Here is a 21,540-nt window from a genome sequence, read left to right on the forward strand (position 1 = left end):
CCACGCAAAGGGATAGTAGACATGGGCATCGGTCGCTTGATCGTTTTGGCAGCAGCGCTTCTCGCAGCCAACGCTTCCTCGGTCAGCGCGGCCGAGAAAATACGTGCCCTCATCCCGGTCAAGAATATCGACGAGTCGCTCGCACCGTTCGTGGTGGCGAAATATCTCGGCTACTACGACCAGGAAGGACTCGACGTCGATCTGATCGCAGTCGGCGGCTCCAACGAAGTCGCGATCCAGATCGGCCTTGGGAACGGCGACATCGGCGAGGCAACCCCCGCGCAAGCCGTGATCGGAATGCAGGAGGGTGTAACCGCCCCGCTTGATGTCCGCTACTTCATGAATGTCGGGTACCGGAACATCTGGTCGATCTCCGTCCCGACGGACAGTCCCATTCGATCGGTGGCCGAGCTCAAAGGAAAGAAGATCGGGGTCCCATCACTCGGAAGCGCCGGCACGACCTATGGCAAAGCCTATCTTCGTTCGAACGGAGTCGACCCGAACAGCGAGGTGAGCTGGATTCCCATCGGCGCGGGCGCGCAGGCCGTGACGGCGATCCAGCAGAAGCTGGTCGATGCGGTCGTGTTCTGGGATGCCGGCGTCGCGCGCCTCCAGCTGAGCGGACTGAGCTTGCGCCAATTGAAGATCGACGAGAAGCTGGAGCGAATTCCGGACATTTCGCTGATCGCCAAGCAGGCGACGATCAAGACGCGCCCCGGGATGCTGGTCGGTTTCGCGCGGGCTCTTTCGAAAGCGACCGATTTCACCCTGGCCAATCCCGCCGCAGCAGTCCTGATTACCTGGGCCAGATATCCTGAAGCCAAGCCCAACATCACTGATCCGGAGGCTCGTCTCGCTCAAGGCGTCGCAATTCTCAATTCAAAGATGGAAGGCTGCGTCAGTCCGGACGTCGGCGACAAGCACGGTTTGTTCATCGAGAAGGATTGGGAGTTGCTCGGTCAATTTCTCCTGCAGGAGCAGCAACTCTCTAAGCCCGTACCCGCGTCGAGGATGTTCACAAACGAGCTCATCGACGATATCAACAAATACGATCGGCGGGCCGTTGTTGCGCAAGCAAAAGCTTTCAACCTCGACACGGTAAAATAGGCCCCAGTCTAGATCGTCTTGGACGACATCGATGCATGCTGCGACTCAAGGCGGCACTATGCATCGATCTTACACGTCCGCACTGATTTCGAATTCGAGCGTCAGACGGAGTCGCATCTAGAGAGTGAGTTCGTTCAATGCACAAGTCAAACGCTTTCGAAATCGACAACGGCCTTACCCGGATGGATTTGCCCGATCTCCGGATCAATTACGATCCCGTTGATCCCGACCAATTCGATCGGCCGATTATTTCATTCTGCATTGAGACGGGTCAGGATAACGACGAGCTTCCGCTTCATTCACATAAGAAGGGACAACTTGTCGTCGCGGCTCACGGGTCCGTTATGTGTCGCGCACCAGGCGGTCTTTGGATCGTGCCGCCGCAGGGCGCTGTCTGGATTCCTGCCGGCGTCCTCCACAGCAACTGTGTCTCAGATCATGGAAAGGTTTACGTAGTCTTCATCGATCCACAAGCTAGTATGCTTTCAAATTGCTGCTGCACATTTACGATATCGAGCCTTGTTCGCGAGCTGATCCACCGGCTGGCTGTATTTCCCCCTTTGTATCCTGTCGATGGACCGACAAGCCGCCTGGGGCGCGTGCTATTAGAAGAGCTAGTTCAGATGTCTACTGAAGAGATGTATCTGCCCATCTCTACGGATAGCCGGCTGCAACACTTAGCGTCGTCATTGCTGAACAATCCTGCAGACCGAAGTACCGTTGACGCGTTAGCCGCTCGATATGCAATGAGCGAACGTACGTTTTCACGCTTGGTTTTCAAGGAAACGGGAATGACGTTCGGACGTTGGCGGCAGCGGCTTCACATTCTGGTTGCGTTGCAGCGGCTATCGGCCGGTTCATCAGTACAGGCCGTCTCACTTGATCTTGGATATGAAACGCCCAGTGCTTTCATTACGATGTTTAAGAAAGCAATGGGCCAGAGTCCCGGTCGCTTCCTCGCTGAGCGGTCGAGCTTCAGCACCCCTTTTTCGGTTTCGTGGCACGAACAGCAAACCAGTCGTCCGTGAAGAACGTTGGCTTTAGGCTGGCAGTGTTTGAAGGGCGGCAGTGAGAGCGGAGAGGATCGGTGCAGCAATAGGCCGATCCAACGAATGAGTCGTCGGAAGTTATAGCCGGCGGTGGCGAGAACGGCGGTGGCGGCATCGCCCTAGGTGGACCAGAGGTAGTTGCGGCCCATGCGGTGCTCGGCCTTGACGCGAAACTGCCATTCAGATTTTTTTGGAGCGAGCGATGGAACGTCGATCTGTGAAACTGACAGTGCAAGAGGGAACTTCCAAAGGCAGGAAAAATCGAGATGTGATACAGGTCTTATTGCGCGCATTCAACATCTTACGTTGCTTCGAAGCTCGCAACATGCGTCTGGGCAACAGCGAAATAGCCGATCGCTGCGGTCTTCCACGATCGACGGTTTCTCGTCTCTTGTTGACCCTGACCGAGATCGGTCAGTTAGTCTACTTCCCGCAAGAGCAAAAATATGCACCAGGTTCAAATGCCATCGTACTCGGCGCTTCTTTTGTTGCAGAGAATAAAAATCGGCCGGACTCTGCCGAAGAGCAGGAACTGCAAAATGAGTGCATCCCTCGATATGGAAGGCCGCCAGCTGGCGCTTTAGATCAATGAATACATTTCAGGGGCGATGATCGAGAGGAGCGCGGTTCCGACACTGCAGCGGCGGGAACAAGCAGGGCCGACGCGCCGTAATGACCGCGGCTCGCGGAGTGGTTATGCCCATGTTTCTGAAGCCATCGTCGATATCATTCTTGTTGGCGATAGCGTTGGTGATGCCCGCCTAGGATGCGACAGCACATTACAAGTCAGCTTAGCAATGACGAATCATCACTTGGAGCTCTTTCGCGTACTAGGCCTCGTGCGCTGCCTGTTCCCGACACGCCGCTCCTCTCTTGAGTGTCAAGAAGATGATAAGGAACTCCGAAGGGTTTGCTGCAGCTTAGGAGCGGGCCCGTGCGCGCCCTTGGATTCCGGCCTTCCAACGATGGGTCATCCTTGCGCAGGTTCTGATCCGCTTTGCTACGTCCGCTCCTGAAATAGAAGCGCTCGCGCACATCGAAACGATCAGGCTAAGGCATCGGGATACTCCGCCGACTCCAAATGTCTGAGGAATTCCGAATAGCCTGCGCGAGAAGTGTCGATCCGCCGGCGGGCATACGCCGAGAACAGACAATCGCTCTCGCAGCGCCAAATTCCAATGTCAGAATCTTCTCGAAGACTTTGACCGCGACACCCGATTCTTAAAAAACTTCGGCGACCGTATTACCTGACGAACCCGCCGATGACGGCGATTTCGGGATCATGTAGACCATTGCTTCTAGTGGTGCTTCGGAGTTGATGCAATCGCCGGGACCGCTGCTTCTCGCGGCCCCGGCGCTCTCCTGCTCCAACTGCCAACCTTGAGGGGCATCACGAGGAAGTTGGTCGAAAGACCTTCGGAGGTTACTTGTGGAAGAGAGGATTCTTGGGCGCTGGTGTCTCGTCTGGTGCCCAGAGCCGATAGCTAAGCGTAGCGAGCGCAGTGAACCCCTTAGAAACACCAGACACGTCGACCCCACCAAAGCTCGCGCCAGAAGCGCGCGCAGAGACCTCTTGTGTTGCCCATACACTGAAAAAGGCAGCTCCAAAATTGTAGCCCACCAGGCCACCGACGGCCCAAAGGTCGTATCGGTTCGCATTCTGAATGAGGTTGCCGTAATATGCGCTCGACTTGTCGTTGCTAACTTGACCCGTGTAGTATGTGACTGGCCCGAACGTCCACTTGCCGATCGTCTTCGTGGCCGTAAAATCCGCATGCAGAATGTCGCCGGTGGTGTACCCTGTGATGCTATTCGCGGTGTTGAATTCCGCGTACACGGCGGCCGATAAATTCCAGCCATCCTTCAGGTACGACACGATAACTTCCGGCTGTAGCGTCCAATATGGCGCTCCGACATTTCCGGTCCCGCCAGGACCCGTAACAGTCCCGTCGGGCACAAACATCCCGAATCCAGTCTTGATCCGAAAGCCGGTATCCGCCAGCTTCCAGCTCAATTCGATTGGAGCGATATAAGTGTTGTGCATGCCCGCGGCTTGCGTGTTGACGGGGCTCCCGAGACTTTGCATCGTAAACGGGGTTGCAAGAACCGCATCATACGTAGCCCCAAGAAACGTCCATCCTGGTACAAACAGGAAACCCTGCACGTCGACCGCAGCCTGAACGCCAGTATTGTTTCCGATTGCATTCGTTACGGGGCCCACGAGTTTGGCCTGGTATGTAAAGAACTGATTGAACATGTAGATGCCTTCCGGAGGAACCCCGGCGCTTGCACCGATCAATATTCCGCTCTGTTGTTGGTACGGCGAGAATTCATAAGCGTTCGCCGCGCTCCAGCACATTGACAACCCCGCCGCAGCGACGAGTACCCTCTTAAGTGTCATTTCCAGTCCCCTTTGATGTTTCATCAAGTTAGTGCGACAGAACCTCGCCATTCTTTTCGTTTACCGTGATCGTGCTCAGCCGGATGTTGAGCATTGAACACGTGCGTTGATGGCCGAGAGACCCGCGTCGCTAAACGTGGTTGTCGTGGCCGCAATCGACGATAGGAGCAGACGCTGAGTCTGATCTGCGCGGGCGATGTCGGACGACGTCCGCCATGACAGTGCCAAAGTGCAGCGAACAGCGCTCACGAAAACTTGGTGCCTAATGCACCTAAGACTACGCCAACTTCGTAAGTGTGTTCTCGAGTCAACAGATCGGTGTCTTTTACACCAATCGCGCTGTGAAACTTGGCAACTCCGGCTAGGGCGCGAGGAGACCCAAGCTCACATGATCGCCGCTGCTGGTGCAGCGGCTTGTCGATTACATCTATTTCTCATCGGACGCTCGGCCGACGAGTAGCCTTTCGGCCGTCACGGCAAGCTTTAGGTCGGATGCGGATACTCTATTTGGTGGTCCAAGTGGAAGAACGTCGGTCTCCCGCTCCACCCGAGTTAGATGTTCATTTGTCTCATATGAGCGCTCGCAACCACGGTGTAGCAGCGACAGGCCCTTTGCAGGAGACGTCTGCGATCATGCAATTGTAAGACGCCTCGCATCTTCCGAACCAAGCCCTCACTCTCAAAGCGGATAAGTGCTCTTGTTACACCTGCGCGCGGTAATCCGAGTGCGACGGAGAGGTAATTGTGAGTTACCGGAAGGATATCGCTGTCTAGTGCATCGCGTGTTAGACAGAGCCAACACGCTAATCGTTGCTCGAGACGGTGGCAAACGCCACACAATCCGCTTTGTGCGCATTGAGTGGCGAGTGCTTGAACGTATGACGCTAGATGTCCCCGGATTGTAGGATGCTCGTTCATCACTTGACCCAAATCGTTAACCGAAATGCTCAATGCGTTTCCCGGAAACAATACGACAGACTGGTGGGTCGGAACGTGCCCTCCAAACAGCGATGCAGCTCCGACAGCGCCCCGATACCCCAACACCGCAGTCTCCAGCATGGTGCCCGCGGAGACGACCCTCAGCGAAACAACTCCTGATTCGACAAAAAGGACGCGATCAACCGTCTTCCTAGGCTCTTGCAACACAACACGTTCTTTCAAGACAACCGGCTCAAGAAATGAGCTTATTGCTGTGAGAGCCGACAAGGGCAGATTTGCCAGTATTGCATTCCTTGCCGATGAACGTCTGGTGGACAGCGTAAGCATCTCCTCGTGCCCCGATTCGGAACTTGCGTTGCATCAACCTAACCAGTCGTCCATGAAGAACGTTGGCTTTAGGCTGGCAGGGTTCGAAGGGCGGCAGTGAGATCTGATCGAGCCGAGAGCGAAAAGATCCTGCTCTTCCTTCTCGCTCCGCTCTCGAGGCTGCATCATGCCCCCTCGGCAAAGCAATCCAAGGCCAGTGAATCACAAATCAAGTTTGCAAGGGATCCCGATCCAAAGGCCACCTTTCCGGCAAAGCCCCTTACGGCTAAACGCCGCCTCCCGATTCCAAATCAATGGCTTGGGATCCCGTCCTTCATATCGACAGTCCTCCAACTGGTTTTGCAAGACTTTTCCTTGAAAGGCCTCAGGTAGGCTGCGCACGAGAACGTTTGATCGCTTCTTCTAGCCTCGATCGACAATCACACTCATCCCATTGGACGCCGTTCCTGCGCCGGCCTTCGGACAGGCGACGACGGCAGCAGCTGGCGGGCAACGGTGTGATCTCGCTCATTGGTTTATTTCGGCCTTGATTAAGTTCTCCTCGCTCTCGTCGTATACACTTGCTTGAGATTCATGCGCTCGCTCCGGCTGCGATTCGATTTGTCCGATGATAGTCGCCCTGCGCTCCCAGCATTAATGTTCAAACCTTCTGCACCAACGACGTTCGATCGGCATTTTATGCTGATACCGCGTCCGCCCTCGGAGCGACCACCACGCTGGTCTCTTCTCACGCACGTGAGTGAACTTCATCTTTCGCACTCTTGCGTCGAGGAGCGAGCGGGCATCGACGATGTTTTTGCTCATGCAACGGATGTGCCGAAGTCACGAAACTGGGCACGAGGCGGGAGAAACGAGCCTTCGGCCGATCGTGCCGTGGAGGCATAAATCTCGGACAGGCAAACCGGCGATGGACGACGTCGTTCGTTCTGACCCCTTGTGCCTAGGCTTGAGCAGCTCGGGCTTGGAGCGATTGAGGGGCCGCACTGGTATTCCCGCACTTCGGTCGGCGCGGATACCTCGAATTGCTTGGGTTGCAATCGATTGTCAGTTTTTAGATATAACTTGCCATTTTATCGAAATCCCACAACCCAGATAGGCTCTAGAGTCGAAGTCATTGAGATGTCACCGCGCACCACAAAGCGCGGGGCCGGGCCTCGATAAACGTACCGTTTGCTCAGGGAGAGAACGCTATGACGACGACGGCCCTCGACAGGATCGATATAAAGATTCTGAATGAACTGCAGCAAAACGCGAGCTTGAGCAATGTCGAGTTAGCCGCTCTTGTGAACCTTTCACCATCACCCTGCCTTGCTCGAGTGAGGAAACTTGAGAAACTAGGCGTGATCGATCGGCGAATTGCGATACTGGATGCGGCGCTGCTTGGGATAGGTGTGACCGCATTCATCCAGATCAAGCTTGAAAAGCAAGTCCAGGAATCGCTTGAGAATTTTACCCGCTCGATTGACCGCCTCAGCCAAGTAATGGAATGCTATCTGATCACCGGAGACAGCGATTACCTCCTTCGCGTAATGGCCTCAGACATAGAAGATCTTGAAGATCTTATCGTCAACAAGATCTCCCGCATCCCCGGGGTTTCGAGCATTCGTTCGAACTTGGCGTTGAAGCGGATATCTCATAAAACCGTTCTTCCTATCGACGCCAACAAGCCGGTCAAAGTTAAGGTTTGTAACAGTTCTGCCCGGCACATGGACCGGCCAGCGAACCGTCGGTACGACTCCTCTGTCCAGGCTAGTGTTGATGGCCAGATGCGTAGCGAAGCCCTTCACCACCTCAGCCATGGCGCAGCCGGACCGTGACGGTCAAACTCAGGAGCCGTCAAAGCGATTGTGCAATCGAACACGACGAAACCATTGCGACGCACAAAATGCAATTTTTGAAGCCTCGACGACCGGCACGGGTCAGATCTCGCGTTTTAACGCATATGTCCAAGTCTGCAGATCGGCCAAATCGAAGTCACTAACTCACTTGCAGCGACATAAAATTGGAGACTTTGCGCACTTTAGACTCATCTTCGATATAATATGCCGGGGACTTTGTGGGACCTCTGGAGCGAAAGATCGCGGATGGATTGCGGGCTCGCGGCACGTTCGTCATCTTTGCGTTTTCTCCCAGACTTGGGCCTGGCTGAAAAGCCAGGCTTTTTTTGCTTTCGATGACAGCATGATATGATTCGGTGCAGCTACTCCGACATCGCAACCGCGAGTAACCATTCGTCCAAGTGTCCAAAGCCGATCACTTGATAACTCGAGGACATCGAATTCAGACGTGCATTCTTCATATTGACGACACCATCGGTGCTTCGGAGCCAAAGATCGTGCGGATATAGCTTGACGCCCTTTGTACATGCCACCAGCGCCTCGATCGCTCGATCTTGTCGATCGAGCAATGTGCAACGGTTTTCGAGCCCGGCGAAGTCGTTAGGATCGCGCGCTAGGATGAACGCAATTTCATCCAGGGCTGCGCTGAACTCGCCTTTGCTTGCCAACGCATTGGCCTTGTTGATGCAAGCTATGTCGTGGTTTGGGTCGACGTTCGTCAACGAGGCGTCTAGCACCTTCGAAGCTGTGCGCACGTACGCGCACTTTTCGGCAGACGATGAATATTACTTCGTCAAGGGTGGCGGTCTGGGTTGGGGCATGCCGGCTGCCGTGGGCATCGCACTCCACGATCCGGATCGGCCGGTTGCCTGCTTCGTCGGCGATGGCGCCTCGATGTATTCGCCTCAGGCACTCTGGTCGGCCGTGAACGCCAGCGCGAACGTCAAATTCATCATCTTCAACAATCAAAAATACGATATTTTGATGCGAGTAGCGAAGTATCTGGGATTTACGCGAGCCCGGGCCTCGCAATTTGTAGGCATGACAATCGACAAACCAGCCGTAGATTTCTGCGCGCTCGCCGAGACATTCTCGTTGCCCTACTGGTCGGCCGACACAATCTCAGATCTCTCTTCGGCCGTGCCTCTGCTCTTCGAGCATAGGGGCCCGGCCGTTCTTGAAGTCAGTATCTTGGGACTGTGAAGGCTCCGAAGACGCAAATGCACCGCATCTTTCAGAATTTCGTTGAGCAACTATCGAGCGCGTTGGACGCAGAGGCCCTTCGAGAGGCCATGACAGAGGCATCCACAGCTCTCGACCTCTCGTGCTTCGCATATCTATCCGTGCCCAGTCAGCCGAGCGCCAATGTAGAATTGATATCAACCTACCCGTCGAACTGGACGAAGCACTATTTGCGGCACCATTATGAGCTCTTTGATCCCATAATAATTCAGGCAATCGGTCACCCTGAACCATTCGAGTGGGGTCTCGGAGTCGGATCATCCACGCCAACCGAACCGCAACGGGAGCTGTTGGAGGAGGCAGCAAGGTTTGGAATACGCTACGGTTTCACGGTCCCGATTCACGATAATCGCGGCCCAGTTGCCGCAATGACCTTCGCGGCCGACGAACGACGACCGCAATTCGAACGCTCCATTGCTGAGCATTCACGAGTGCTCCAGCTGATGGCCATATATTTTCACGCTCACGCGAGACGCAAGATCAGCCATCTGAGGGTAATCAACGGCGTTTCATTATCCGCTCGCGAATTCGAATGCCTTGAGTGGGCCGCGCAAGGTAAATCAACTTGGGAGATAGGACGCATTCTCGGCATTTCGCGGCATACGGTCGCCACTTACCTTGAGAACGTGAAGACTAAACTCGGGGTACGCACGACTGTTCAAGCGGTGGCACGCCTGATGGAATCCAAATCAACCCTTCGATAGCCGCCGCGCTTTGTCATCTCCTGCAACAACGGGAGGTGCATCTCGATCTGTTTGGCCTCTAATGCTGAATGTCCAGCAATCCAGGAGGCCATCATGATGCAGCTGATTACTGCTGACTACTACGGCGACTTTATCGACGAAATCGCGGAGATGCACCGCCTGCGACAGCGCGTGTTCAAAGAAAGGCTCGCGTGGGACGTTCAGGTCAGCGGCGAACTGGAGATCGACGAATTCGATGCCCTTCATCCGGCCTATCTGCTGCAGCGAGCAAACAATGGTCGCATCCAAGGCTGCGTACGCCTGCTTCCATCCACTGGTCCTACCATGCTGCGCGACACTTTTCCTGTTCTGTTGAACGGAGGCGCTACGCCAGCCAGTTCGACCGTTTGGGAAAGCAGTCGCTTTGCGCTCGATATTCACGGAGATGCACCAAAGGCTCAACATGGCCTCGCCAGCGCAACATATGAGCTCTTTGCAGGCATGATCGAGTTCGGCCTGTCGCGACAGCTCACCGAAATTGTGACCGTCACCGATGCGCGGATGGAGCGGATCTTGCGGCGAGCGGGTTGGCCATTGCGGCGAATTGGCAAACCTCGCGCGCTGGGTAGCACCCTTGCGGTCGCGGGATATCTTGAGGTTTCAATTGACAGTTTAGCGCGTGTCCGTGGAGCTGGTGGTCTTCAGGGCCCAGTGCTCTGGGCGCCAGTCGGGCTTGCCGTAGCGTAGACGAAGCTAAGGACAATCAAGGCCGTCAGACAGGACTACTCCCAGCGGGGGAGCGGCCCTTTCGCCGCCACCGCCTGCTTGGTGACAGCAACTCAATTTGAGTGGCAATCCTGGACTTGAGGAAGAAAGTGGTGAAGCACATGGATCACGGCTCCAAACCGACAAATGCGCCCCTTCATAACCTAACAGCGGCTGTGGATCTGGTGCATCTCCGATATGCCGTAGCGGCCGCGGATTACGGAAGTTTCCGGCGAGCGGCCGAAGCGCTTCTGATTCGGCAATCGAAGCTAAGCCGTTGCGTTCGTCAGCTTGAAGAACGCATCGGGATGATCATATTCGATCGATCGAGTGGTGGTGCACGGGCCACACAAGCGGGTCGGGACTTTCTTCGTACGGCGCGTGCTATTCTAGAGCAAATGGACACACTATTGGCGAGCGCGCATAGCACCGGTCGGGGCGAAGCCGGCCGCGTGGCGATCGGCTTCTATACATCCCTTTCGGCCGGCAATTTACGCGCAACGCTCGTTGATTATGCAAAGCGATTTCCACAAATCGAGGTCGGCATGATGGAAAGATCGCGGACGCGTCTCGCTACGGCCCTGCGCAATGGTGCGATAGACCTCGCGATCGTCACCGGAGGAACTCCGCTGATCGGCAGTAAGATGATTCCGCTATGGAACGAGCGCGTTCTTCTCGCACTGCCAGAAGGCCATCGGCTCGCTGAAAGCGAGACCATCTTTTGGACTGATCTGAAGGGAGAGACGCTTTTAGTTAGCCGGCACGATCCCGGGCCCGAGATCCAAGAACTGCTCCTAACCAAGCTCACCTCACCGGAACATCGGCCCAAAGCGGTCTGCCAAACCGCGAGCTGGGGGAATGTTAATAGCCTCGTTGGAGCCGGATTCGGCGTCAGCCTAGTGACGGAATCTGATGTTGGCGCCAACCTCTCTGGTCTGATCTATCGAGAGCTACGCGACGGCACAGGGCCAAGCTGCGTCCGCTACTCGGCGCATTGGAGGACTGATAATGACAATCCAGCACTGGCAAGCTTTCTGAAGATGCTGGGGGAGCGCTATCCCTCACCTGCCGTTTGATTCCTGCGCCGCACTTTTGCAAAAGCACGGTCCGTCGCCATGAACCTCGCCAGCATGGGCGCGACCAGTTTCAGCGGATCTGGGATTGGCTGTGCAGTTTCGCGCGCAAGTACCTCGGCGTATGCGAGCAGATCCCGATGCACGGGTGCGGGAAATTCGACCGTCAGCCTCACTGGCTTGTCGTCAGCTATTGCGCCGAGCTTGAGCTTTGTCATGTTTATGTCCTCACCCTTTGTAGGGCTCAAGTACGAGGTCACGGTTGACAATCACACGCACCGGGAAACCAGGCCTGATCGTCAGAGTCGGTTGAATGTTGAGATTGCGCTGAACGATTTTTTGCCCAGTCTGATTTAGACTATCGCTGGCTCCTAGCCGAAGCGCCTGAATGAGACCGCCATTGTTGCCGGTTCCGCTATCAGATCCGGCGCCGAGCTCGCTTCCAACCCCGAGCAAGGTCGAGAGCAGAGCAGCCTTGAACAAAGCGCCCCAGTGATTGTCGACAGCATCCTCGAGTCCGGAATAGCCCGCCGTATCAGCACCCGGTTGACGCTCCAGTACAATTGAATGACCGTTAGGCATGATCAGACGGGTCCAGACCAGCAGCACGCGTGACTGTCCGAACGCAACCTGGCTGTCATAGACGCCGATCAATCGGGTTCCCTGCGGTATCAATCGCGCTCGTCCGGTAGGCGTGTCATAAACATTTTCGGTAACCTGCGCTGTGATTTGCCCTGGAAGATCCGAGCGGATGCCGGTGATCAGAGCTGCCGGAATGATCGTTCCCGCCTGCACGACAAAGGGCGACGCGGGCCGTGAGAGCCGATCGGGTGCCGTCGTCCGCCGATCAACCGGCGCCTTGACGAAGAGGAGTTTGCTATCCTGCCCGTTCTGAGTGAAGGTTTCATCAGACGATGGCGCAGTTTTGGTCGCCGTTTCCTGGGATGCGGCATGCGGTGGCGCAACTGGCGCAGTGGTCGACGCAAATACTTTGCTCGTGCGCGCCGCCTCGGTTTCCTGATTGACACGCTGTTGTTCGGCGTCAAGGCCAATCGGGGCTGATTGGCCCTCGGCCGTAACGATGGGACGCCCCAGGTCCCCAGGCAATGCTGGCCCAAGCCGGGGGACGTCGTGGGGAATCCCGGCATAATCCTGCGGCAGCCTTGTCAGGCCATCTGCAACGTTGTGATGATCCGTACTGTAAAGCTCGTCCGGCGCCGGATTGTGCGAGTGGTTGCTCCTCAGCGCCCACAGCACTGCGCCAGAAATGAGCAGCAAAGCCAATGCGGTGCCACCCGCAAGGACTTTGCGAGAGAGCCTTGTGATCCTTGGGCGTTCTGCGCGCAGACGCAGGGTCTGCGCGCTCTCGTCGGGTGATGGTGGCGGTCCCGATGCGGGACCGAGGCTCTCGTTTGGACCGTTGCCCGTCACGATCGTCTCCCGTCGTTTCTTACAATTCGGACTTTCTGCTGCTTCTCTCCGCCGAGGCGCAGTTCGGCCGCGGCAAACAGACGATCGACGATGAGTACGTTTTTGTAGGCGCGATAGTTGACGAGTTCAGGCTTGCCGTCCTGACCGACGACGAACAGCGGCGGCATTTCGCCTTGCGCGATGCCGGGCGAGAACTCGATATAAACCTTGCGGCCATCATCGTAGGCGTTGACCGGTCGCCACGGTGGGCTGTCGCCCTCGATGGCATAACGGTAGCGGCGCTGATCCACTTCCGGGATGATTGGGATCGGCGGCAAAGCCCTAGAGCGGCTGGATCGATCTTCCGGATAGAACCAGGCAACTGACGGCATGTATGGCTTTTCACGGGAGCGCAGCTCGATCAGATAGGTCCTGCGATCAGTGTTGATAACAAGATTCGTCTCGATGCCAGGCTGCGTTGGCTTCACCATGATGTGGACGCGCCTGGTATTGTCGTTGCCGCTCTCGGTGTCCCCCACGATCCAGCGCACGGTATCGCCGGCAGCGAGCGGCCCCGAGCCTGTTAGCTGTTCGCCTGGCTCGAGCGCGATATCCGTGATCTGCCCCGGTGAAGCGTAGATCTGATACAGAGCACCGGGACTGTACGGAAAGATCTGGACGGCGTTTAAATACCCTGCGCGCCGAGGCTGGACCCGCGCTACATCGTTGGCAATCTCGATGCGATCGGTCGGGTCCTTAGCCTCCACTTCACCCTTCTTGCCGCCGCTGGCCGGCGTCCAGGATGGCGGGACATGAAGCGGAGGTGCATCGTCGTCCGCTAGCATCGGTAGATCAGGAGACGGCGGCACATCGTCATCATAACTGATCTGCGGTGGCTTGAAGGTCGTACAGCCAGAGAGCGAGAGCGCAAAAAGTAAGACGAGACGCACAGGCGTCCCGTTCCATTTTGGACTCGCGAATCTCGGTAGGGGATTTATCACTAGCCGAGCTCCTTCGACCAGTTGATGGAATGGACATAGACGCCGAGCGGGTTCTTGCGCAGGCGGTCGGCATCACGCGGGGTTTCGATCACGACAGAAAGGATCGCGGTCCAGCGCTCGGTCGCCGCGAGCTGGCCGCTGTCGTAGCGTCGCTCGGTCCACGCAACTCGAAAGCTCTCCGGCGACGCACGGATGACGCTCGAGACGTCGATAGAGATTTGCGTGTTGCCGAGCTTGGCGAAAGGGTCGTTGTTACGGGCATAATCGTTCAGTGCCGCGGCACCACGATCGGTCGTAAAGTCATAGGCGCGCAGCCAGTTCTGACGCAGCACGATAGCGTCGGTCGGGAGGGCCCGTACGTCCTCGATAAATCGCGCGAGATGAAACGCAATCTGCGGATCGGTCGGCTGATAGAAAGCACTCGCCGGCGCGACTGCCTGGGCCTGACCGAGATGATCCACTTCCACCACCCACGGGGTGATGGTACCCCGAGTGGACTGCCAAACGAGGCTTGCGGCAAGCCCTCCGGACAACAACAGGCATCCGAACGCCATCAACCGCCAGCTCCTGGCTTGGACCCGGGCCGAACCGATACGCTCGTCCCAGATCTGAGCCGCTTTCTGGTAGGGCGTCACCGGATCCGGCGTACGGCCATAGTGCACGGATGGTCGCTTAAACATCAGTGTCCTCCCTCGGAAAGATCAACGGAGGATCCGCCCCCGGCACCGTCACCGCTGCGAACCGCATGGGTGGCAGCGGATACACCTTGAGTCACGGTCTGCGCGCGCTTCATGCGGCGCGCCCAAGCCGGTGGTGCGTCCGCCGTTGACGAACCACCACCGAAACCGGCAGCCATGCGCCGCAGCGGACTGACGATCGCCGAGCCACCTGCTGTCGCGACGCCGCTCAATCCTCCAGCTCGGTAAGCACTTGCTGTTCCACCTGCCATTGCGGCTGCACCACGCGCGCCGCCCACAAGTGCGCCACCTGCCAAACCGGCGCCTCCGGCTGCGAGACCGGCGCCGGCCACGATGGCGCCGCCAGCCGCCAAGCCGGTGCCGACGGCAGCTCCGGCGCCAAGCTGCGGTCCGCCAGAGACGAGACCGTTGGCGATGCCGGGCCCGAAGATGCCGAGACCGAGGAGCGAAAGTGCCCCAAGTACGAGCGCCATGGCATTATCGATGGTTGGCTGGTTGCCGCCAAAGCCCGCCGTGAACTGTGCAAACAGCGTTGAGCCGATGCCGACGATGACAGCCAGCACAAGCACTTTGACGCCTGATGAGATCACGTTACCCAGAACCCGCTCGGCCGCGAATGCGGTCTTGCCGAACAAACCGAACGGGATCAGCACAAAGCCGGCAAGTGTTGTCAGCTTGAACTCGATCAGCGTGATGAAGAGCTGGATTGCCAGAATAAAGAAGGCGAGCAGCACCACGATCCAAGCGAACAGAAGAACCGCGATCTGGACGAAATTCTCGAAGAAGCTGACATAGCCCATCAAGCCCGAGATCGAATCGAGAATGGGCCGTCCGGCATCAAGCCCTACCTGCGCGATCTTTCCGGGTCTCAGGAAATCAGCCGACGAAAGGCCGGTACCGGAGGCTTTCAGACCCAAGCCGGCAAAGCTCTCGAAGATGATCCGGGCAAGGCTGTTCCAATTGCCGATCAGGAAAGCGAAGACACCGACAAACAAAGTCTTCTTGACAAGGCGGGCCAGGATGTCCTCGTCCGCGCCCCATGACCAGAACAGGCCGGCCAACGTGACGTCGATCGCCGCCAGCGTGGTGGCGAGATATCCGACTTCACTTCCGAGTAACCCAAACCCGGAATCGATGTAGCGGGTGAACGTTTCGAGGAATTGATCGATTATGCCTGTGCCGCCCATCGATCACTCCTTACCGGGTTGCTGAATTGGAGGGTAACCAGGTGACAGGCGGCCCTCGTCCTTTGGCGGCACGAACAACGAAGAGCCCTCTTGGGGATTCCCCTTCTCGGACGATGCAGATGGCTTCTGCCCGAGGAATTGCCGATGCTTCTCGGCCCAGGCATTTCGACACTCGGACAGAGCGTCCTTCTCCTCATAGGTCACGGAGCGGCACTCCGCGAGCTTCGTCGCCAGAGGATCTGCGGCTCGGTCAACGGGCGCCGAAGAATTCATCTGATCTTCGTCGCCACGAAGCCGAATTGCACACGCGGTAACTACCAGGACGACCAGCATCACCGCCGCCACGGAGGGTAGGCGTTTGAGTGTCTTAATGTTCATCAGTGAAACATCTGTACGGTTGTGGGTTGATAGCCGGCACCCTGCGTCAAGAAGCGGCGCAATTGCTCCCTGCCCTGGTCCTGAGCGGCGGCGCGCTTTGCGGACTCCAGGTTTTGCGCGCGGCCATGGGCCGCGACCACTGCAGTGAGGTCCGCGAGTTGCTGGGCTTGAAGGGCCAATAGCTGATTACCAGCCTGGCTCGCCTGCAGGGCCCCAGTCGCCCCCTGGCTCGAGGTGACCAGTGCCGACATCTCGGTACGGTTGGTATCGAGGTTGCCGACGACGGTTGCCTGCGTCCTCATGGCGTCCTGCAGACCGGCCATCGCGTTCTGCCAGCGTGTTTGTGCGTTCGTGATCAGCGCCTGGTTTGACAGGCTCGATGACGCGGGCGCGTAGGTCGTCGAGAATGCGCGATCGATCTGCTGGATGTCATAGGCGATACGCTGGGCCTGGGCGAGAAGTTGCTGCGTTCGCAAAATCGATTGTTCCAGTTGCAGCAGCGAGGAGAACGGCAGCATCGCCAGATTTTTCGCCTGGTTGATCAGCATCTGCGCTTGATTCTGCAACGACACGATCTGATTGTTAACCTGCTGCAGCGCGCGAGCGGCAGTCAGCACGTTCTGCGCATAGTTGTTGGGATCGAAGACGACCAACTGCGCCGAGGCCTGTCCGGGACCGAAGCAGATGGACAACGTAATCATGCTGGCGGCGGCGAAACGATGCAGACGATTCATCGAGAGGCATCCAGTTCTGCCAGATGCGGGATGAGATCGGTTGCCCAAGCGATTTCGCGCGCCGTCAGCCAACCCGGCACAAAGTTATCGCGGCCATGTTCGGCAAGAACCTGCTCGATCAGCGCCTGGTCGGCCTTGGAGGAAGCGGCGGTGAAGGCAAGTGCGACCTCGCCAAGACCGAGTTCGAACAGGCGATTGCCGCGGCGTGACTGGCAGTAGTAATCGCGCTTCGGCATGGCCCGCGCGAGGATCTCGATCTGGCGATCGTTCAGGCCAAAGCGCCGGTAGATCGCCATGATCTGGGGCTCGATGGCGCGGTCGTTAGGCAACAGCACTCGTGTTGGACAGCTTTCGATGATCGCCGGCGCGATCGCCGAGCCGTCGATATCCGCAAGCGATTGGGTGGCGAAGACGACGGATGCATTCTTCTTACGGAGTGTCTTCAACCACTCGCGCAGCCGTCCAGCGAAGTCAGCATCGTCGAGGGCCAGCCACCCCTCATCGATGATGAGCATCGTTGGCCGACCGTCAAAGCGACCTTCGATGCGGTGAAACAGATAGGCAAGAACGGCCGGCGCGACTGAGGTCCCGATCAGGCCATCAGTTTCGAAGACCTGGACGGACGACTCTCCCAGGCGTTCGCTTTCAGCATCGAGCAAACGATCATAGGGACCACCGAGGCAATAGGGCTGCAGGGCCCGCTTCAGAACGTTGGACTGAAGGAGTACGGAGAGGCCCGTCAGGGTGCGTTGCTCGATCGGAGCGGAGGCCAGGGAACTCAACGCCGACCAAATGTGCTCCTTGGCTTCTGGCGTGATCTCGATCCGTTCGCGAGCCAGGATCGAGCTGATCCAGTCGGCTGCCCAGCCGCGTTCTGCAACGTCATCGATTTTCGCGAGCGGTTGAAGGAAAACGAACTCGGAGGTCTCTCCCGCGAGCGCGCCACCGAGATCATGCCAATCGCCGCCCATGGCGATCGCCGCCGCCCGGATCGAGCCACCGAAGTCAAATGCAAAGATTTGAGATTCGGGATATCGGCGAAACTGAAGCGCCATCAGCGCCAACAGCACCGACTTGCCGGCGCCGGTCGGTCCGACCACCAACGTGTGTCCAACATCGCCGACGTGGAGTGAAAATCGAAACGGGGTCGATCCCTCCGTCTTGGCCAGGAACAGAGGCGGCGCCTTGAAATGATGGTCCCTCGCTTCGCCTGCCCACACCGCGGACAGCGGAATCATGTGTGCCAAGTTGAGCGTTGAGATCGGCGGCTGGCGCACGTTGGCATAAACGTGACCCGGCAGGCTGCCAAGCCAGGCCTCGATCGCATTCACGGTCTCGATCATGCAGGTGAAATCCCGGCCCTGGATCACCTTTTCGACGAGGCGGAGTTTTTCATCTGCGGCAGCGGGGTCACTGTCCCATACCGTGACGGTAGCCGTGACGAAGGCCTCTCCAATCTGGTCAGAGCCCAATTCCTGCAAGGCGGCGTCTGCGTCCATGGCCTTGTTGTGGGCATCGGTATCGAGTAGCGCCGAGGCCTCATTCGTCATGACCTCCTTGAGGATCGCAGCCACCGACTTGCGTTTGGCGAACCATTGCCGCCTGATCCTCGTCAGGAGTTTTGTTGCGTCGCTCTTGTCGAGCATGATCGCCCGGGTCGACCAGCGATAGGCGAACGCGAGGCGGTTCAGGTCGTCGAGAATGCCAGGCGTGGTTGCCGTCGGAAATCCCACGACCGTCAAGACCCGCAGGTGCGCCTCGCCCAGCATCGGCTCGAGCCCACCCGTCATCGGTTGATCGGCGAGCAGCGCGTCAAGATACATCGGGATCTCGGGTACCCTGACGCGATGCCGTTTGGTCGAGACCGTCGAATGCAGGTAAGTCAGGGTTTCCTGGTCATCGAGCCAAGCGCATTCGGGCATGAAGCCTTCCACGAGCTGCAGAACGCGATTGGTCCGGTCGAGAAAGCCGCGGAGGAGCTCACGCGCATCGGCATCGACGGTGCGGTTGCTGCCTTCATAAAGCAGCCGTTCGGCTTTCGCCGTGCCCTCAGCCGGCGGGAGATACAGAAACGTGAGGAAATAGCTCGACTCGTAATGTGCGCCGGCTTCTTCGAACTGTGCCCTCCGCTCGGCATCGACCAAGGCGGATGCCGCATCCGGAAACGTGTTAGGCGGATAAGCTCCGGTTGAATGGCGCTGGGCTTCGACAAAGATCGCCCAGCCAGATTCGAGACGGCGGAGTGCGTTGTTCAGACGACCGGCAATGGCGACGAGTTCGGCCGGCACGGCGCTATCAAGATCCGGCCCCCGGAACTTCGCAGTCCGTTGAAACGAGCCATCCTTGTTCAGGATGATCCCCTCATCGACAAGAGCCGCCCACGGTAGAAAGTCCGCTAAGCGCGCATTCGAATGGCGATACTCAGCTAGGTTCATCATTGGAGAACTCACGAATTGAGATGGCTGGGGATACGCAAGTGTCGGCGGACGACCTCGACGAAGTCGGGGTCGCGCTTGACGGCCCAGACAGCGGCCATATGGCCGACGAACCAAAGCACAAGGCCAGCAACCCAAAGCCGCAGACCAATACCGAGCGCCGCGGCAAGCGTGCCGTTGACGATAGCGATGGAGCGCGGCGCACCGCCCATCAGGATTGGTTCAGTCAGCGCGCGATGCACGGGCGTGACGAAGCCTGGGATCTGTGGTTCCATCAGATCACCACTCCCCCGCCGAACGAGAAGAACGACAGAAAGAAGCTGGACGCGGCGAACGCGATCGACAAACCGAACACGATCTGGATCAGCCTGCGGAAGCCACCTGAGGTATCACCAAACGCGAGGGATAACCCGGTCACGATGATGATGATCACGGCGATGATTTTCGCGACAGGGCCTTCGACCGATTGCAGGATCTGGTTGAGCGGTTGCTCCCACGGCATGTTGGAGCCAGCAGCCAAAACCGGACTAACGACAAAAAAGGTGGCCACGAACACACTTGAAGAGACGACCCTTCGCTCAAACGAAGAAGCAAACATCATGACTGGTCTCCTATTGCTGCAAGGCTGTAGTCACCGGACTTTGCGAGCCCTGTGACATCCGCGAGTTCGACTAGCCGCCGATCGGCACCGCGGCCGGAAAGGACGGCGATGACGTTGATGGTCTCCGCGATCAAGGCGCGCGGGACTGTGACGACGGCTTCCTGGATAAGTTGTTCGAGCCGGCGCAGAGCACCGAGAGCGGTGCCCGCGTGGATGGTGCCTATTCCACCTGGATGGCCTGTGCCCCAGGCCTTGAGCAGGTCGAGCGCTTCGGCGCCACGGACCTCTCCGATCGGGATACGATCGGGCCGCAGACGGAGTGAGGAACGCACAAGGTCAGACAGCGAGATCACGCCGTCCTTGGTTCGTAGCGCGACAAGATTCGGTGCCCTGCACTGCAATTCGCGCGTATCTTCGATCAGAACAACTCGATCCGAGGTCTTGGCGACTTCCGCCAGCAGTGCGTTTGTGAGCGTGGTCTTGCCGCTAGAGGTGCCACCGGCGACCAGGATGTTCTTGCGAGCCTCGACTGCACCTTTGAGAGCACCGGCCTGGAACGAGTTCATGATGCCGGCGGCGACATACTCATTCAGGGTGAACACGGCGACCGCCGGCTTACGAATCGCGAACGCTGGAGCAGCAACCACCGGAGGCAACAATCCTTCGAAGCGCTCGCCCGTCTCGGGTAACTCGGCCGAGATAAGCGGCGCGCCAGCATGAACCTCAGCGCTCACGTGGTGGGCAACCAATCGGACGATACGTTCCCCGTCGGTGGCGGAGAGGCGTTCGCCGGTGTCCGCCAAACCGCTCGACAGCCGATCGATCCACAATCGGCCGTCCGGGTTGAGCATCACCTCAACGATCGCGGGATCGTCCAGAAAGCTCGCGATCACGGGGCCTAGCGCTGTGCGAAGCATCCGTACGCCGCGCGAGATCGCCCCCGACCCTGTAGGATAGATTGCCATCACCGCCCCAACAGTTGAGGCCGCTTCAAGCGGCCTCAGATGGGATGATTAGAAAAGGCAGGAAATGGATTTGTGCAACGAGAGCACTGGCGGGTTCGTAGCCTGGCGTAGGAAAAGAAGCGATCGAGAGTTGTCTACTGGCCCGTAGATACTTCCGCTTTTGTCCCGCGAACGGACATCATCAGTCCGTCGGGCCACTTCCGAATGTGCCATAAGCGGAAGCCCTGAACACGATTGACGAACTCTGCGTGCTAAAGAATCTCGGTCTCCAATGACGGCTCGCTCTTGACTAGGCCGGGCTCCAGCGGCGCGATATTTCGGCCCTGTTCTCGTAGGACGCCTCGAAGATCGGCGCCGCGAGCGTCGCCCGCACATGGAGAAGCGTCTTATCCAGATTTCGAAAGCCGTGTTTCATCCCCGCGGGAATCAGTACGGACTGGTTCCTGGTGACGATAGCGGACTCGTTGCCGAGAACGATCTCGGCTCTGCCATTGATGACTTCCAGCACTTCCTCGACCGCGTGAATATGAATTGGTGCACCGAGGCCCTCGTCACAAAACTGCTCGAAGATGCATAGCTGACGTCCGCCGAGCATGATCGACATCCGCATCTGCGTCATGACGCCGTCGCGCCACTTCTCGTCCGCCTTGGCGTTATGATCGAGAACGTTCATCGTAGACCTTTCGATATGGTGAGTGGTTTGTCCG

General features: G+C 57.8%; 23 protein-coding genes. 8 read left to right on the plus strand and 15 right to left on the minus strand.

Annotation, left to right across the window (positions count from 1 at the left end; all coding sequences use genetic code 11):
- The first annotated feature begins 21 nt into the window (after positions 1–21).
- The 3 genes from BLV09_RS15905 to BLV09_RS15915 all read left to right on the plus strand — a co-directional run bounded on the left by BLV09_RS15905 (position 22) and on the right by BLV09_RS15915 (position 2,748).
- Positions 22–1,107 carry an ABC transporter substrate-binding protein gene (locus BLV09_RS15905; protein WP_146688007.1) on the plus strand — a complete coding sequence of 362 codons (1,086 nt, stop codon included), beginning with the start codon at positions 22–24 and terminating at the stop codon, positions 1,105–1,107.
- 137 nt (positions 1,108–1,244) lie between these two features.
- Positions 1,245–2,135 carry a helix-turn-helix domain-containing protein gene (locus tag BLV09_RS15910; protein ID WP_244549110.1) on the plus strand — a complete coding sequence of 297 codons (891 nt, stop codon included), beginning with the start codon at positions 1,245–1,247 and terminating at the stop codon, positions 2,133–2,135.
- 223 nt (positions 2,136–2,358) lie between these two features.
- Positions 2,359–2,748 (plus strand): helix-turn-helix domain-containing protein, encoded by a 390-nt coding sequence (locus tag BLV09_RS15915; protein ID WP_146688008.1) that lies wholly within the window; start codon positions 2,359–2,361, stop codon positions 2,746–2,748.
- 831 nt (positions 2,749–3,579) lie between these two features.
- Here BLV09_RS15915 and BLV09_RS15920 read toward each other — a convergent pair.
- Entirely contained in the window at positions 3,580–4,557 is a 978-nt protein-coding gene (locus BLV09_RS15920) for a SphA family protein (protein ID WP_167558751.1), read from the minus strand.
- A gap of 552 nt (positions 4,558–5,109) precedes the next feature.
- Positions 5,110–5,823, minus strand: a complete 714-nt coding sequence (locus BLV09_RS38615; RefSeq protein ID WP_146688010.1) for a Crp/Fnr family transcriptional regulator — start codon at positions 5,821–5,823, stop codon at positions 5,110–5,112.
- 1,190 nt (positions 5,824–7,013) lie between these two features.
- Here BLV09_RS38615 and BLV09_RS15930 point away from each other — a divergent pair.
- Complete coding sequence (locus BLV09_RS15930; RefSeq protein WP_146688011.1) at positions 7,014–7,640, plus strand: Lrp/AsnC family transcriptional regulator; 627 nt, start codon at positions 7,014–7,016, stop codon at positions 7,638–7,640.
- Positions 7,641–8,023: 383 nt separating this feature from the next.
- Here BLV09_RS15930 and BLV09_RS37290 read toward each other — a convergent pair whose 3' ends face one another.
- Entirely contained in the window at positions 8,024–8,329 is a 306-nt protein-coding gene (locus BLV09_RS37290; RefSeq protein WP_167558752.1) for a hypothetical protein, read from the minus strand.
- Here BLV09_RS37290 and BLV09_RS15935 point away from each other — a divergent pair.
- The 4 genes from BLV09_RS15935 (at position 8,319) to BLV09_RS15950 (ending at position 11,427) form a co-directional block, all read left to right on the plus strand.
- Complete coding sequence (locus tag BLV09_RS15935) at positions 8,319–8,864, plus strand: thiamine pyrophosphate-dependent enzyme (RefSeq protein ID WP_167558753.1); 546 nt, start codon at positions 8,319–8,321, stop codon at positions 8,862–8,864. The two genes, BLV09_RS37290 and BLV09_RS15935, sit on opposite strands and share 11 nt — an antisense overlap.
- Before the next feature lie 17 nt (positions 8,865–8,881).
- On the plus strand, positions 8,882–9,607 hold the full coding sequence (locus BLV09_RS15940; RefSeq protein ID WP_146688013.1) for a helix-turn-helix transcriptional regulator: 726 nt from the start codon (positions 8,882–8,884) through the stop codon (positions 9,605–9,607).
- A 93-nt stretch (positions 9,608–9,700) separates the two neighbouring features.
- Positions 9,701–10,333, plus strand: a complete 633-nt coding sequence (locus tag BLV09_RS15945; RefSeq protein WP_146688014.1) for an acyl-homoserine-lactone synthase — start codon at positions 9,701–9,703, stop codon at positions 10,331–10,333.
- 101 nt (positions 10,334–10,434) lie between these two features.
- Complete coding sequence (locus BLV09_RS15950; RefSeq protein WP_244549111.1) at positions 10,435–11,427, plus strand: LysR family transcriptional regulator; 993 nt, start codon at positions 10,435–10,437, stop codon at positions 11,425–11,427.
- Here BLV09_RS15950 and BLV09_RS15955 read toward each other — a convergent pair.
- From BLV09_RS15955 to BLV09_RS16010, 12 genes are all read right to left on the minus strand, one after another.
- Positions 11,406–11,642, minus strand: coding sequence for a DUF2274 domain-containing protein (locus BLV09_RS15955; RefSeq protein ID WP_146688015.1), 237 nt, complete (start codon positions 11,640–11,642; stop codon positions 11,406–11,408). The genes BLV09_RS15950 and BLV09_RS15955 overlap by 22 nt on opposite strands.
- Positions 11,643–11,652: 10 nt before the next feature.
- A complete protein-coding gene (locus tag BLV09_RS15960; RefSeq protein ID WP_146688016.1) occupies positions 11,653–12,855 on the minus strand; it encodes a TrbI/VirB10 family protein in 1,203 nt (400 codons plus the stop codon).
- Positions 12,852–13,784, minus strand: coding sequence for a P-type conjugative transfer protein TrbG (gene trbG / locus BLV09_RS15965; protein WP_433994399.1), 933 nt, complete (start codon positions 13,782–13,784; stop codon positions 12,852–12,854). Before trbG ends, BLV09_RS15960 begins: the two co-directional genes overlap by 4 nt.
- 50 nt (positions 13,785–13,834) lie before the next feature.
- Complete coding sequence (trbF, locus tag BLV09_RS15970; protein ID WP_146688017.1) at positions 13,835–14,515, minus strand: conjugal transfer protein TrbF; 681 nt, start codon at positions 14,513–14,515, stop codon at positions 13,835–13,837.
- Complete coding sequence (gene trbL, locus BLV09_RS15975; protein WP_146688018.1) at positions 14,515–15,720, minus strand: P-type conjugative transfer protein TrbL; 1,206 nt, start codon at positions 15,718–15,720, stop codon at positions 14,515–14,517. The genes trbF and trbL overlap by 1 nt, the downstream gene beginning before the upstream one ends.
- Before the next feature lie 3 nt (positions 15,721–15,723).
- Entirely contained in the window at positions 15,724–16,098 is a 375-nt protein-coding gene (gene trbK-alt / locus BLV09_RS15980) for a putative entry exclusion protein TrbK-alt (protein WP_146688019.1), read from the minus strand.
- Positions 16,098–16,832, minus strand: coding sequence for a P-type conjugative transfer protein TrbJ (gene trbJ, locus BLV09_RS15985; protein ID WP_146688020.1), 735 nt, complete (start codon positions 16,830–16,832; stop codon positions 16,098–16,100). Before trbJ ends, trbK-alt begins: the two co-directional genes overlap by 1 nt.
- The gene (gene trbE, locus BLV09_RS15990; RefSeq protein ID WP_146688021.1) at positions 16,829–19,270 is read right to left on the minus strand and encodes a conjugal transfer protein TrbE; all 2,442 of its coding nucleotides are present in this window, start codon (positions 19,268–19,270) and stop codon (positions 16,829–16,831) included. Before trbE ends, trbJ begins: the two co-directional genes overlap by 4 nt.
- A gap of 8 nt (positions 19,271–19,278) precedes the next feature.
- Entirely contained in the window at positions 19,279–19,542 is a 264-nt protein-coding gene (locus BLV09_RS15995) for a VirB3 family type IV secretion system protein (RefSeq protein WP_146688022.1), read from the minus strand.
- Complete coding sequence (locus BLV09_RS16000; RefSeq protein ID WP_244549112.1) at positions 19,542–19,868, minus strand: TrbC/VirB2 family protein; 327 nt, start codon at positions 19,866–19,868, stop codon at positions 19,542–19,544. Before BLV09_RS16000 ends, BLV09_RS15995 begins: the two co-directional genes overlap by 1 nt.
- On the minus strand, positions 19,865–20,833 hold the full coding sequence (gene trbB, locus BLV09_RS16005; protein WP_146688023.1) for a P-type conjugative transfer ATPase TrbB: 969 nt from the start codon (positions 20,831–20,833) through the stop codon (positions 19,865–19,867). The genes BLV09_RS16000 and trbB overlap by 4 nt, the downstream gene beginning before the upstream one ends.
- A gap of 289 nt (positions 20,834–21,122) precedes the next feature.
- Positions 21,123–21,506, minus strand: a complete 384-nt coding sequence (locus BLV09_RS16010; RefSeq protein WP_100383445.1) for a cupin domain-containing protein — start codon at positions 21,504–21,506, stop codon at positions 21,123–21,125.
- Positions 21,507–21,540 lie beyond the last annotated feature (34 nt).

It is taken from the genome of Bradyrhizobium canariense (assembly GCF_900105125.1).
GTDB lineage: Bacteria > Pseudomonadota > Alphaproteobacteria > Rhizobiales > Xanthobacteraceae > Bradyrhizobium > Bradyrhizobium canariense_A.

Excerpts from the sequence above, each read along its gene's own strand:
- BLV09_RS15955 (WP_146688015.1), bottom strand. The coding sequence starts at position 11,642 with ATGACAAAGCTCAAGCTCGGCGCAATAGCTGACGACAAGCCAGTGAGG.
- trbF (WP_146688017.1), bottom strand. The coding sequence starts at position 14,515 with ATGTTTAAGCGACCATCCGTGCACTATGGCCGTACGCCGGATCCGGTG.
- BLV09_RS16010 (WP_100383445.1), bottom strand. The coding sequence starts at position 21,506 with ATGAACGTTCTCGATCATAACGCCAAGGCGGACGAGAAGTGGCGCGAC.
- BLV09_RS15930 (WP_146688011.1), top strand. The coding sequence starts at position 7,014 with ATGACGACGACGGCCCTCGACAGGATCGATATAAAGATTCTGAATGAA.
- BLV09_RS16000 (WP_244549112.1), bottom strand. The coding sequence starts at position 19,868 with ATGATGTTTGCTTCTTCGTTTGAGCGAAGGGTCGTCTCTTCAAGTGTG.
- trbB (WP_146688023.1), bottom strand. The coding sequence starts at position 20,833 with ATGGCAATCTATCCTACAGGGTCGGGGGCGATCTCGCGCGGCGTACGG.
- trbE (WP_146688021.1), bottom strand. The coding sequence starts at position 19,270 with ATGATGAACCTAGCTGAGTATCGCCATTCGAATGCGCGCTTAGCGGAC.
- BLV09_RS15995 (WP_146688022.1), bottom strand. The coding sequence starts at position 19,542 with ATGGAACCACAGATCCCAGGCTTCGTCACGCCCGTGCATCGCGCGCTG.
- BLV09_RS38615 (WP_146688010.1), bottom strand. The coding sequence starts at position 5,823 with ATGCTTACGCTGTCCACCAGACGTTCATCGGCAAGGAATGCAATACTG.
- BLV09_RS15910 (WP_244549110.1), top strand. The coding sequence starts at position 1,245 with ATGCACAAGTCAAACGCTTTCGAAATCGACAACGGCCTTACCCGGATG.
- trbJ (WP_146688020.1), bottom strand. The coding sequence starts at position 16,832 with ATGAATCGTCTGCATCGTTTCGCCGCCGCCAGCATGATTACGTTGTCC.
- trbK-alt (WP_146688019.1), bottom strand. The coding sequence starts at position 16,098 with ATGAACATTAAGACACTCAAACGCCTACCCTCCGTGGCGGCGGTGATG.
- BLV09_RS15915 (WP_146688008.1), top strand. The coding sequence starts at position 2,359 with ATGGAACGTCGATCTGTGAAACTGACAGTGCAAGAGGGAACTTCCAAA.
- BLV09_RS15905 (WP_146688007.1), top strand. The coding sequence starts at position 22 with ATGGGCATCGGTCGCTTGATCGTTTTGGCAGCAGCGCTTCTCGCAGCC.
- trbL (WP_146688018.1), bottom strand. The coding sequence starts at position 15,720 with ATGGGCGGCACAGGCATAATCGATCAATTCCTCGAAACGTTCACCCGC.
- BLV09_RS15945 (WP_146688014.1), top strand. The coding sequence starts at position 9,701 with ATGATGCAGCTGATTACTGCTGACTACTACGGCGACTTTATCGACGAA.
- BLV09_RS15940 (WP_146688013.1), top strand. The coding sequence starts at position 8,882 with ATGCACCGCATCTTTCAGAATTTCGTTGAGCAACTATCGAGCGCGTTG.
- BLV09_RS15920 (WP_167558751.1), bottom strand. The coding sequence starts at position 4,557 with ATGACACTTAAGAGGGTACTCGTCGCTGCGGCGGGGTTGTCAATGTGC.